Consider the following 11,496-nt stretch of genomic DNA (forward strand, 5'->3'; position numbering starts at 1 on the left):
TAACCAGCCACCCGGTTTTTGTGTGCCAAAAACACCGCGATAAAGAAATTTTCCGGCTTTCTCTTCTTCCACAAAGCCTTGTGTGCGGACATAACGGTTGCGGAAGTAGGCGCGACCGTTTTGAAATGCGATCGAGCAAATCATCCCATCGCCATCAAAGGGATGGTGGACGCGCTGACCGTTGCGATCGAACAAACCAGGGCCATTGCGAAATAAAGTACCTTGTAGTTCTTGAGGAATTTCTCCTTCTACATCATCAATCCAATAATCAAACTCTTGTTTGAGAGATTCGTATCCTCTTTGCCAATCTTGACGATTGTAGGATTCTACTGGAACTGTAGCGGCGTGTTCGTAAAGTTGAAAACTCTGCATAGGGCGTAATTTTTCAGTTGTCAGTTGTTAGTTGTCAATTGTTCTTCCTTTGCCAGTGACTGCTCACCCTTAACTATTGACAATTCGGACATCAAGTTATTTGCAGCAGTTGAATCAAGTTCCAAAGCTGCGACTGCTGGTGAGTCTGGTTGTAAAGCCGTCCCACGAACTTCTGTTTCCGGTTCAGTCTCCGGTAACCAACGTAAGAAGGGTAAAGGTATTAGCGTACTGAAGTTAGAGATTGTCACTAATAACCAGAGGTTGTCAAAATTGGTTTGGGTAATCCCCAACCAGTACATTAGCACCGCGCCAAATTGATGAGATAATATTCCCCCCAAATTACTTACTGACATTAAAAGCGCAAATAGCGTAGCTTCCACTCCGGGGGGACAAATCCTTGCGGCTAGAACCAAAATGGGCATATAGGCAATCTGGGATAAGACGCTGAGAATGAGATTGTCTCCTATACTGAACCAGCGATCGTCAATTCCCAAGGCGCGGTTGGCGTGGGTCACCAGCAAAAGCATAGTCATAGTCAAGATTGTGCTGAGAACTATTGTCCAACCGAAGATTGTCCGAAAGGGAATATTTTTTAAGAAGCGTTGAAACAGCCATACCCCAATTAAAGATGCGAAACTCGTTACCAGGCGTACCCTTCCCAGGAATTCCGGTTCAAATCCCAACTCGTTGGTAATGAAGAAGAAAAAGGCAGACTCAGCTGATGGTCCAGATTGCATTAACAAAATGAATAGTGTTGGCATCCAGATAGTTTTCTGGGTAATAGCTTTGCCTAGTTGCTGTACTTGTTGCCTAATAGAGTTAGCATTAGGAAGCTGATTTGTCGGTGACTCGCTAATTAACCAAGCACTAATTGACACTATGAGCGGGAAGATGGCCGTAATTCCAAATACTATATAGGTACTGAAATTCTCTAACAGAAAACCGCTAAAGTAGGCTGCGATCAAGCTTCCAAAAGCGGAAGCACTCCAGGCGAGTGATTGTAGCGAACCGATATTAGCCAGCGACTCTTTTCTTGCCCGTTCTACCACTAACGAGTCTATAATTACATCGCTAACGGCAACAGCGACAGAAGTAAAGACGATCGCAACTGTTGCCACCCAAGTACTGTGTACCACTGTCGCCAGACTCAACCAGGCAGCCGTTCCCAGTAACCCGGATAAAATCAGGTAAGGTCGCCGCCGATATCCCAAGATCGGCAATCCGTCGGACATGAAGCCAAATAGAGGTTTGACTGCCCACGGTAAGGCAGCTATCCCTACCAAGACAGAAACTTCTGCTGGACTTAGCCCCAGTTCATCTTTGAGGAAGAAGCTGATGGCTAGGCGTGCCAGCCCTACGATGCCCTGAACAAAGTAAACCAGCACGATAGCGATTAATTCCGGGCTGGGTTCAATACCAAAGAAAACTTTTTTTGTCAAGGCTTCTTTGATCTCGGACAAGCCAGAGTGGGAAACCTGCATTGATAAAGATAAAAAAAAGTTAAGAATTATTACTTATATAACATATACCCTTTTGCAGCTGACGCCTATCTGGGGAGTTATCCCCAGTTCGATCGGTAACCATCCTCAAAAAGGATGTCTTTTAGCCTGTCTCCAATTGAAACTCCATAATCTGAGAATGAGAATTTAAGCTGCATTGCTTGGCACAGTCTAGCTGTGGGGGGTAGCAACAGTCGCAAAATAGCTGGCTAAAAATGATCGCACCTACTCATTTAACTGATTCGCCGGGAAGTCCCCCGCTATAATCGCTTCGATTTAGCGGCGGGATGAAAGGCGGGAAATTGGAGGAACGGAAATTTCCAATTTTTCCTAATGTCTTTACTGCTTTGTGTATAATGCAGTAAGGAGGTATTGAAATGCTGCACAAAGCGGTCAAGGTTAGACTTTACCCAACACTAGAGCAACGAACACTACTAGCTCAACACTTTGGTTGTAGTCGCTGGTGGTGGAACTATGCTCTAAATAAGTCGATTGAGACTTACAAAGAGACTGGGAAAAGCCTTGGCCAGTCAGCCCTTAATACATTCCTGCCAAAACTCAAGGCATCAGAAGAGACTTCCTGGTTATCTGAATGCTACAGCCAAGTTCTACAAGCAACGACGCTCAATCTAACGACTGCCTACAAGAACTTTTTTGCAGGTCGTGCTAGATACCCTCGTTACAAATCAAGACATGGTAAGCAGTCAATTCAGTATCCTCAAAACGTTAAAGTGCTTGATGGTTTTGTTCAGTTTCCTGGCAAGGTTGGCAAAGTTAAAGCGAAGTTACACAGGAAAATAGAAGGAACAATCAAGACCGTAACAGTCAGTTTAGACCCATCAGGTAAATACTTTGCATCAATACTGACTTCTGTTGAGGGTGAGAATCCAACAGTTTCGACTGATGGCAGGGTGATTGGAATTGACTTAGGGTTGACTCATTTTGCGATCGCCAGTGATGGTAAAAAAGTTTCTAAATATGACAATCCCAAGCACTTAACCAAGCATGAAAAAAATCTCAAACGCAAGCAACAGAAACTAGCCAAAAAACAAAAAGGCAGCAATTCAAGAAACAAAGCTAAAAAGACTGTAGCTAAAGTGTACGAACGGGTAACTAAATCACGTCAGGATTTTTTACATAAGCTTTCACGAAAGCTCGTCAATGAAAACCAAGTTGTCGTAGTAGAGAATCTTCATGTCAAAGGCATGGTACGCAACCACAATTTAGCTAAAGCAATATCTGATGTTGGATGGGGAATCTTTGTCAATTTCCTAGCTTACAAGCTAGAGAAAAAAGGTGGTAAGTTGGTTGAGATTGACCGTTGGTTCCCTAGCTCCAAGCTTTGCTCTAATTGTTATTACCAAATTGATAAGTTGTCGCTTGATATTAGGGAGTGGGTTTGTCCTAATTGCGGCGCTCGTCACGACAGAGATGGTAACGCAGCAACAAACATTAGAGCAGAAGGGATCAGAATGCTACAGACGGATGGAACAGCCGTTTCTGCTGATGGAGGGGAAGTAAGACCAAAGATGGGGCGCAAGTCCGTTCTAAGGCATTCCCCTGCGATGTCAGAAGCCTACACTATACTCGCTTCGAGTTAGTGTAGGTAGTTCACGAATAAATTCTTCCTTTTCACTTTTCATGTGGCGAGTAGCTCAGAGGTAGAGCGCTAAAACATCCTTATTTCACAACTTGTCGAAACGGGAAAACCCCCAAGGGCCGAAGAATTGAGGATTACCGACTCATAAGCGGGAGGTCGCGGGTTCGAGTCCTGCCTCGCCACAGCAAACAATTTCAGATTTCAGATTTTAGATTTTAGATTGATTGTGAAATACAAAATCTATAATTTCATGTGGCGGATGGCGAAATTGGTAGACGCGCTAGAAAAATATCCTTGATGCAAAACTCGTCTTTATAGGCCGAAGTATTGAGGGTTATCGGAATCTTGTACCGCGAGGTTTGTGGGTTCGAGTCCCACTCCGCCACACCAAACAATTTTAGATTTTGGATTTTAGATTTTAGATTGGCTGTAAAATACAAAATCTAGAATCTCATGTGGCAGGTAGTTTAGCGGCCTAGAATACCAAAAACATCCTTGATTCACCCCTTGCCTGAAAAGGCCGACGAGTTGAGGGTTATCGCCTTTCACGCGGGAGACGCAGGTTCAAATCCTGTCCTGCCACCTAAAATTTCATCATGGCGGGTAGCTCAGTTTGGTAGAGCAGTGGACTGGTTTTACCAGTAGTCTTTAATTCACCAACTTGCCTGAAAAGGCCGAAGTAATTGAAGGTTATCGTGGTTCCATGTGTCGCAGGTTCAAATCCTGCCCTGCCACCTTTCTTTCATTTTGCCTGAAAAGGCCGGGAGATGAAAAAATGAATTATAAATTTTTCACTCAAAAAAAGACTGGAACGCCACAAACTCAACCTATTCCCGGACGCGAAGCAGAAATGATCCAGGGACGTAGCGGCGGGTTTATGTTCGATGTTGGCATTTGGAAAATGCTGCGTCGCTGTCTGTTAATCGGTACGGCGCAAAGCACATATTATGCCGGAAAGCAAGAGTTAACAGAAGATTTTGTAGAGGTGGTAAAGGAAGCGATCGCAGAAAATCCCACCCGCGTAGCAGAAGAAATTCTCTACGCCAGCGATGGACGTTCTATCAACAACAGTTCCCCCATTTTTGCCTTAGTATTGCTATCAATGGGAGAAGCACCGGAAGCCAAAAAAGCATTTCAAGAAATCTTTCCCCAAGTTGTTCGCACAGGCAGTCATTTCTACGAGTGGCTGAATTATACCAAATCTCTGCGCGGATTTGGCAAAGTTATTCGCGAAGTCGGGAAAAGTTGGCTATCCCGCGAAGATGTCAAAGGATTGGCTTACCAACTTTTGAAATATCAGCAACGGCAAGGCTTCTCCCATCGCGATGCTTTGCGGTTGTTCCACGTTAATCCACCCACAGAAAACCACCGAAAGCTATTTGAATGGGTAGTCAAAGGTTGGCAAGAGTTACCAACAGAAATACCTGACGATGCGTTAGCTCAAATTTGGTGGTACGAGTGGTTAAAGCGAAATCCAGATAAAACACACGAAGCCATTGCTAAAGGTCATTTAAGTCACGAAATGGCCGCACCTGTCGGCAAAATGGATAAACAAGCATGGCAATTGCTATTTAATGAAATGCCGATCGGAGCAATGTTGCGTAATCTGGGTTCGCTGACCGAATTGGGTGTTTTGCGAACTGACGAAAAAGCTAATTTGGACAGAGTTGAATCAGTTCTCAATAACAAAGAACACCTGCGTAAAGGTCGCATCCATCCGATCGATGTTTTGAAAGCCCTCAAAACTTATCAATCTGGTGGAAGATTGGGACGCAGCCAAAAAACTTGGAACCCAGTTCCTCGAATTGCGGACATTTTAGAAAAAGCAGTTGAACTATCTTTTGATGTCGTAGAATCTACAGGCAAAGTGTTCATGCACGCCGTCGATATTTCTGGTTCTATGTCATGCGGTGTCGTCGATTCCGTAGGACTTACCTATTGCGAAATTGCCACAACAATGGCATTAGTAACAGCCAAGTCTGAGAAAAACTACATGATTCGCGGTTTTTCTACCGAGTTCCGAGATTTGGGGATTACTGGCAAAGATAGTTTTAGTTCGGCGGTGGCTAAAGCTAGCAAGCAAAACTTTGGCGGAACAGATGCTTCTGTTGCTTACGAATGGATGATTAAAAACAAGTTCAAAGCAGATGTTATCTGTTTCTGGACTGACAGCGAAAGTTGGGCTGGTTACAAACATCCCTCTCAAGCATTAGCTGAATATCGCCAAAAGGTAAATCCAAATATTAAAGCAGTGTATGTCACGCTTGCGCCTTACCGAATTACTTTGGTAGATCCGAAAGATCCCCTTTCTTGGGATATGGGTGGTTTCGATCCGGGCGCACCTCGCGTCATCCAAATGCTAGCAACAGATGAGTTATAATTAGTTTGCGGTTCTAGAAAAGCACCAACTCTGCTTTTCTGACCGCAGCTAAATTTCTTTAATCTTGTGGCGGGTGGCGAAATCAACAATCCCTTTTTTCGTTCCTTGCCTTTACAGGCCGCAGAATTGAGGGTTATCGGTAGACGCAAAGGAGTCAAATTCCTTCGGGCGAAAGTCCTTGCAGGTTCAATTCCTGCTCCGCCACATTAAACTATTAGAAATCTGCAAAATATAACGGATTTATGGCGGGAAGTTCCCTTGTTTGAATCCTTGCCTGAAAAGGCCGAAAAATGGAGGGTTATCATTGGTAGTGTCCCCGCTTCCAAAGCGGGGACTTGCGGGTTCAAATCCCGCTCCCGCCGTTTTAATATATGTTAAAATCGGATGCGATCGACCTCCGGCAAGTTATATCATGTCCGGTTGTATCGGTAGCGGAAAAATTTGGGCTTACATCTGTGTTCATCTGTGTTTATCCGTTTTCATCTGTGGTGAAAATTTAATCAAAGATTCAGCGCAGACAATCCTCAACATCATTCTTACACTACCGATGCTACCGGACAGGATATTACGCGATCGCACATTCTCCCCAATACAATAATCCTTAACATAGCAGCAAGGATATAATGGAAACCAATCAATCCCTTAGCCGCCAAAAAGTTGAAATTACACCCGATATTTTTACAGTTTCAGAAATTCTATCTCCCCAAGAATGTGCTGAGTATATCGCATTGAGCGAAAGTATCGGTTACACAGCTGCACCCATCACTACCAGTCGGGGATTCGAGATGCGTCCGGATATCAGAAATAATGATCGCGTCATATTAGATGACCCAGAACGATCGACTTTTTTGTGGAATCGCATCGCTCCTCACGTTCCTGCTAACATAGAGGGAAGAGATGCGATCGGCATCAACGAACGGTTGCGCTTCTATAGATACGATCCCGGTCAACAGTTTGCTCCCCACTACGATGGTTCCTATCGACGACCCAACGGCGAAGAAAGCCAATTAACATTTATGATTTACCTGAACGAAGGCTTTTTGGGCGGCGAAACGCGCTTCGATCTTCGCTATCCTTACTTTGATATAACTGTAGTTCCCAAAACAGGGATGGCGCTGTGCTTCGTCCATCATCTCCGACACGAAGGCGCACCTGTGATAAATGGCCGAAAATACGTCCTGCGATCGGACGTAATGTATAGCAAAGTTGAGATTGTCTACCGGAAAGAGGGGGATTTGACCAGAGATTGCTAAAGTGGGGTTGTGTCGGGCATTTTGCCCAGTACGATCGCAGAAAAGGATTTCTATGGCTGACGAACTTTGGCCCTACATTACCCCCGACATTCCTGACGAAATGTTCGATCGCTTGCCCGGTATTCCCCTCAGCAAGCGAGAAGTCCGCTTGCTATTGATCTCCTACCTGCGATTGTTGCCAAATACAGTTTTGTGGGATATTGGAGCAGGCACCGGTACTATTCCCGTTGAAGCTGGCTTACTCTGTCCCAAAGGCAAAATTGTCGCCGTGGAACGCGATGAGGAAGTTGCCAGTTTGATCCGTCGTAACTGCGATCGCTTTCAAGTCCCGAATGTGGAAATTATCGAAGGCTGTGCCCCAGACTGCCTTAAAGATTTATCTCCTCCACCCGATCGAGTCTGTATCGAAGGGGGACGCCCCATCAAAGAAATCCTTAAGGAAGTCTGGCATTATTTATTACCGTCTGGCAGAATAGTGGCCACCGCCAGCAATCTTGAGAGTCTTTACGCCATTTCAGAAAGCTTTGCCCAGTTGCAGGTTAGGAACGTCGAAGTCGTACAGTCTGCTGTCAACCGCCTGGAGACGCGGGGCACCCATCAAACCTTTGCAGCTGTCAGTCCCGTGTTTATCCTCAGCGGCGAAAAGCTAAACTGAAACAAATAAATGTGAGATTTTAGACTTTGCATTTAATCTAAAATCTAAAATCTAAAATCTAAAATCTAAAATCTAAAATCCAAAATCTTCTCATGCCTTGGTCTCGTATACTTAGCGGAATTGTTGCAATTATTCTCGCGCTGGGAATGATTCTTTTAGGGGGATGGTATTTTACCATATGTTTTGCTATTATTGTGTATCTGGGTCAGCTAGAATATTTTCAGCTGGCGCGAGCCAAGGGAATTGAGCCAGCTGGCAAAACTACTCTGGTTGTCAGTCAAGTATTGCTGGTAGTGTCTACTATTTCCTACGACCTAGCCGACGCCGTTTTTTCGGTAGCCGGCACATTTATTTGTTTTTATCTTCTCTTTCAGCCCAAATTAGCTTCGATCGCAGATATTTCCTCTTCAATTTTGGGGCTATTTTATGGCGGTTATCTGCCCAGCTACTGGGTAAGATTGCGAGCCCTCAACAGCACCCAAACTAGCAACTTACCTTTAGGTGGCTTCTGGCCTGAAAATTGGACAAATCTACAACCCCTGCCTCAAGGTCTGAAAATCATACTCCTAGCCTTCCTCTGCATCTGGGCTGCTGATATTGGCGCATACATCATCGGCAAATTCTTCGGCAAAACTCGCCTTTCCGACATCAGCCCCAAAAAGACAGTAGAAGGAGCCGCTTTTGGCGTTAGCGCCAGCGTAGCTGTAGCAGTAGCAGGCGCTTGGTATCTCGATTGGCCGGGTTGGCCCCTGACTGGCATCGCTTTGGGATTGCTCATCGGTATCGCCAGCCTCCTGGGAGATTTAACCGAATCGATGATGAAGCGAGATGCGGGTGTCAAAGACTCCGGACAACTAATTCCCGGTCATGGTGGCATTTTAGACCGCGCTGATAGCTACGTGTTTACGGCACCTTTGGTCTACTACTTTGTGACTTTGCTGCTGCCACTGCTAGAGAGGGGTTAGGGGTTAGGGGTTAGGGACTAGGGGGAGTGGGGGAGTGGGGGAGCGGAAGAATTAATATTTTCGCTTTTTCCTCTCCCTCTTCCCTTTTCCCTCTTCCCTCTCCCTCTTCCCCTAGCCCCTAGCCCCTAGTCCCTAGCCCCTTACTCAGTTCTGACTAAAATGCTACCGCGACAAATAAGTAGACCGCTGCTTAAGGTAAGCTCTCGAATATTTACTTCTGAGCCTAAGTCCAGCTGTAAACTATCTAAAGGTGGATATTTTAAACCTGGTAGTCCTTCTATCTGGGGGGAGACGAACAGCAGCTCGTGGCAGCTGGATAGCTCTACACCAGTGCGGATCGCGAGACTGGAGTTAAGATCTTGTCTGTTATGGTCTGTCAAAGTGCCACTCAGCTTGATTTGTCGAGAGTCGATCGCAATCTCCTGCCAGGTTATTTGTCGATTTTGGAGAACTTCAGTGGGATTGTGAAAACCACTCGCTTTTAACAGCGTTACCAAAAACTCAGTCAAAGCATTAGGCAGCAAAGTACCTTGGAGAGAAGCATTCAGGTCTGCTTCCTCCAACAGCAGCTCGCCAGCAACGGGGATAGGTTCTAGCAGACGCAGCGGTTTGCCTTTTAAAACTTGACCCAGATTTATCCGGATCTTTTCTGCAACCAGCTGAATGCTGCGGAGATGCAATCCCTGATAGACGGCGTGGTGAGCAGAGAGAGATACTTTGGGAATGTGACCGGTGAGGAGAAGGCGATCTCCCGCCTGAATATCTACCTGGAGGTCTTCGACCTGCTCGACCTGCGATCGCAGCCACAGTCGCACAGCCGGCGAAAGCACCTTGCTAATAATGCGACTTTGTTTGGACGATAGGTCACTTAGGCTTTCTACTTGCTGAGACTCGTTCGAGGGAACATAGGGCATAAAGAAAAATCAAGATTAAGGCTCTGTTCGGGTAATATTTCTACATAGTTTACCTGTAGGTTTACTAAGATAGAGCTTCCATATCAACACTCACAAGTGGGTACAAGCAGTCCATCTATGCAAGAAAGGCTGCAAAAGATACTATCCCAATGGGGCATTGCCTCGCGTCGTCAAGCAGAACAAATGATTCTGGCAGGGCGAGTGCGCGTCAATGGCACCCTAGCCGATCTGGGGCAAAAAGCCGATGCCGAGAGCGATCGCATCGAGGTCGATGGCAGACTGCTCAAAGTGGCCAATCGGCCCAACCTAATTTATCTGCTCCTGCACAAACCAGCTGGAGTCGTTTCCACCTGTAGCGATCCCCAAGGACGCACCACCGTTCTCGATCTGCTACCCCCCGAACTCCGGCTCAACTCAGGAATCCACCCCGTAGGACGCCTAGATGCCGACACCACCGGTGCATTAATATTGACAAACGATGGCGACCTTACGTTCCGCTTGCTACATCCCAGCCATAAAATAACAAAGAAATATCAAGTATGGGTGCATGGTCAGCCCCCCCAAAAGGTGCTGGAAAATTGGCGTCAGGGAGTCCTGCTAGCAGGCAAAAAAACCTTACCCGCTCAAGTCAAAATACTCAAAACCCGGGCAAACGGCGACAAAACTCTCTTGGAAATAGTTATCGAAGAGGGCAGAAACCGACAAATTCGACGAGTGGCAGAGACACTGGGATACCCAGTAATTCACATTCATCGCGTTGCTGTTGGCCCCATTCAATTACAAACACCCCAGGAGCCCCTATTGTCTGGTCAATACCGTCCGCTCAAAGATGATGAAATCGATTTTTTACAAAGTGCAGGATCTGATGTCAGAAGACAAACCTGCCAGATAACAGATAAACTTCCTAAACCCTCCAGGAAGGATTTAACAAAGAAGCCTGTAGGATAACAGATAATTTGCTAAAACTCACCCCTACTGCCAGCAGATGTCAAGGAATGCAACGTATGAAGAGGAATAAAAAGGAGAGTCTACTTCCTTATCTTGAGAAACAACGAGCCGAGAAACTAGCAGAGATGGGGAGTTACCTACGCTATTTGCGAGAGGAACAAAGTCTGTCTTTAGACGAAGTTGCAACTAAGACCAAAGTTCAGGCGCGTCTGTTAAGTGCGATCGAGGAAGGGAATCTAGACCCACTGCCCGAACCAGTATATATCCAGGGCTTCATCAAGCGCTACGCAGATGCGGTGGGCTTGGACGGAGCGGAGTTCGCCAGCGTCTTCCCCACCGGAGGAAGCTTTCAGCCGATTGGAGCCTCCTGGCAAAAGTTGCCGGCAGCTCAATTAAAACCAATTCACCTTTACTTGCTTTACATATTTTTGGTGATCTGTGCGGTGAGCGGTCTATCTCAGATCGTGAAAAATTCTGCTATACAAGCGAGCGCAGAGAAAATGGATAAACCAACAGCCTCTGCACCGCCAGCTAAGCCGGAGAAACCCAAATCAGAAAACTTGGCGCTTGTCAGCTCGACTTCCACCAAAAATATAATTCGCGCGGACAAACCTGTGCGCGTCAGCGTTACTCTCAAAGAACAGTCGTGGATTCGGGTTGTCTCCGACGGCAAAAAAGAATTTGAAGGCACTCTGCCGGAAGGTACTCAGCGCACTTGGGTAGCAAAGCAAGAACTGATTATCCGCGCCGGTAACGCCGGCGGAGTGCTGGTCACATTTAACGAACGGCAAACTGAACCCTTGGGAAGTTCCAGCACTCCCCAAACAAAGAGTTTCAAAGCCAGTCCTGGAGGTTAATCAAAGACGGGAGCGCGGCCATAAATTTCGGTTAGAGTCTTGAGGAATTCCCT

11 protein-coding genes and 4 tRNA genes are annotated in these 11,496 nt (G+C 46.1%); 12 read left to right on the forward strand and 3 right to left on the reverse strand.

Annotated features, from left to right (window positions below; genetic code table 11):
- Positions 1–372: carotenoid oxygenase family protein (locus H6S82_RS05950; RefSeq protein ID WP_191056084.1), on the reverse strand; the 372-nt coding region annotated here is incomplete at its 3' end.
- Between the two features lie 20 nt (positions 373–392).
- Positions 393–1,853, reverse strand: coding sequence for a folate/biopterin family MFS transporter (locus tag H6S82_RS05955; RefSeq protein ID WP_190475407.1), 1,461 nt, complete (start codon positions 1,851–1,853; stop codon positions 393–395).
- 395 nt (positions 1,854–2,248) lie between these two features.
- Between H6S82_RS05955 and H6S82_RS05960 the strand changes: the two genes are divergently transcribed.
- The 10 genes from H6S82_RS05960 (at position 2,249) to H6S82_RS06005 (ending at position 8,724) form a co-directional block, all read left to right on the forward strand.
- A complete protein-coding gene (locus tag H6S82_RS05960; RefSeq protein ID WP_191056085.1) occupies positions 2,249–3,472 on the forward strand; it encodes an RNA-guided endonuclease TnpB family protein in 1,224 nt (407 codons plus the stop codon).
- 43 nt (positions 3,473–3,515) lie between these two features.
- Positions 3,516–3,654 (forward strand) — tRNA-OTHER (locus tag H6S82_RS05965).
- A 69-nt stretch (positions 3,655–3,723) separates the two neighbouring features.
- Positions 3,724–3,861, forward strand: a tRNA-OTHER gene (locus H6S82_RS05970).
- 66 nt (positions 3,862–3,927) lie between these two features.
- Positions 3,928–4,054 (forward strand) — tRNA-OTHER (locus tag H6S82_RS05975).
- A gap of 14 nt (positions 4,055–4,068) precedes the next feature.
- A tRNA-OTHER gene (locus H6S82_RS05980) sits at positions 4,069–4,206 on the forward strand.
- 40 nt (positions 4,207–4,246) lie between these two features.
- Positions 4,247–5,851 carry a TROVE domain-containing protein gene (locus H6S82_RS05985; RefSeq protein WP_190467447.1) on the forward strand — a complete coding sequence of 535 codons (1,605 nt, stop codon included), beginning with the start codon at positions 4,247–4,249 and terminating at the stop codon, positions 5,849–5,851.
- Between the two features lie 304 nt (positions 5,852–6,155).
- Positions 6,156–6,449 (forward strand): hypothetical protein, encoded by a 294-nt coding sequence (locus H6S82_RS05990; RefSeq protein ID WP_190467451.1) that lies wholly within the window; start codon positions 6,156–6,158, stop codon positions 6,447–6,449.
- Positions 6,450–6,474: 25 nt separating this feature from the next.
- Complete coding sequence (locus H6S82_RS05995) at positions 6,475–7,104, forward strand: 2OG-Fe(II) oxygenase (RefSeq protein ID WP_190467454.1); 630 nt, start codon at positions 6,475–6,477, stop codon at positions 7,102–7,104.
- Between the two features lie 52 nt (positions 7,105–7,156).
- A complete protein-coding gene (gene cbiT, locus H6S82_RS06000) occupies positions 7,157–7,759 on the forward strand; it encodes a precorrin-6Y C5,15-methyltransferase subunit CbiT (protein WP_191056086.1) in 603 nt (200 codons plus the stop codon).
- A 92-nt stretch (positions 7,760–7,851) separates the two neighbouring features.
- Positions 7,852–8,724 carry a phosphatidate cytidylyltransferase gene (locus tag H6S82_RS06005; RefSeq protein WP_190467460.1) on the forward strand — a complete coding sequence of 291 codons (873 nt, stop codon included), beginning with the start codon at positions 7,852–7,854 and terminating at the stop codon, positions 8,722–8,724.
- Positions 8,725–8,864: 140 nt separating this feature from the next.
- On the opposite strand, the gene H6S82_RS06010 is transcribed toward H6S82_RS06005, so the two are convergent.
- Complete coding sequence (locus H6S82_RS06010) at positions 8,865–9,638, reverse strand: DUF2993 domain-containing protein (protein WP_190467463.1); 774 nt, start codon at positions 9,636–9,638, stop codon at positions 8,865–8,867.
- Positions 9,639–9,755: 117 nt separating this feature from the next.
- Here H6S82_RS06010 and H6S82_RS06015 point away from each other — a divergent pair, with 117 nt between their 5' ends.
- Both H6S82_RS06015 and H6S82_RS06020 read left to right on the forward strand, forming a co-directional pair.
- Positions 9,756–10,586, forward strand: coding sequence for a pseudouridine synthase (locus H6S82_RS06015; protein ID WP_190467466.1), 831 nt, complete (start codon positions 9,756–9,758; stop codon positions 10,584–10,586).
- A 56-nt stretch (positions 10,587–10,642) separates the two neighbouring features.
- Entirely contained in the window at positions 10,643–11,443 is an 801-nt protein-coding gene (locus H6S82_RS06020; protein WP_242056837.1) for a RodZ domain-containing protein, read from the forward strand.
- Positions 11,444–11,496: the final 53 nt, after the last annotated feature.

The sequence above is a fragment of the Planktothrix sp. FACHB-1355 genome (assembly GCF_014748295.1).
GTDB classification, from domain to species: domain Bacteria; phylum Cyanobacteriota; class Cyanobacteriia; order Cyanobacteriales; family Aerosakkonemataceae; genus Aerosakkonema; species Aerosakkonema funiforme_A.

What these genes read in the sequence shown, in the direction of transcription:
- H6S82_RS05955 (WP_190475407.1), bottom strand. Translation starts at nt 1,853, where the DNA reads ATGCAGGTTTCCCACTCTGGCTTGTCCGAGATCAAAGAAGCCTTGACA.
- H6S82_RS05960 (WP_191056085.1), top strand. Translation starts at nt 2,249, where the DNA reads ATGCTGCACAAAGCGGTCAAGGTTAGACTTTACCCAACACTAGAGCAA.
- H6S82_RS05985 (WP_190467447.1), top strand. Translation starts at nt 4,247, where the DNA reads ATGAATTATAAATTTTTCACTCAAAAAAAGACTGGAACGCCACAAACT.
- H6S82_RS05995 (WP_190467454.1), top strand. Translation starts at nt 6,475, where the DNA reads ATGGAAACCAATCAATCCCTTAGCCGCCAAAAAGTTGAAATTACACCC.
- cbiT (WP_191056086.1), top strand. Translation starts at nt 7,157, where the DNA reads ATGGCTGACGAACTTTGGCCCTACATTACCCCCGACATTCCTGACGAA.
- H6S82_RS06005 (WP_190467460.1), top strand. Translation starts at nt 7,852, where the DNA reads ATGCCTTGGTCTCGTATACTTAGCGGAATTGTTGCAATTATTCTCGCG.
- H6S82_RS06010 (WP_190467463.1), bottom strand. Translation starts at nt 9,638, where the DNA reads ATGCCCTATGTTCCCTCGAACGAGTCTCAGCAAGTAGAAAGCCTAAGT.
- H6S82_RS06015 (WP_190467466.1), top strand. Translation starts at nt 9,756, where the DNA reads ATGCAAGAAAGGCTGCAAAAGATACTATCCCAATGGGGCATTGCCTCG.
- H6S82_RS06020 (WP_242056837.1), top strand. Translation starts at nt 10,643, where the DNA reads ATGAAGAGGAATAAAAAGGAGAGTCTACTTCCTTATCTTGAGAAACAA.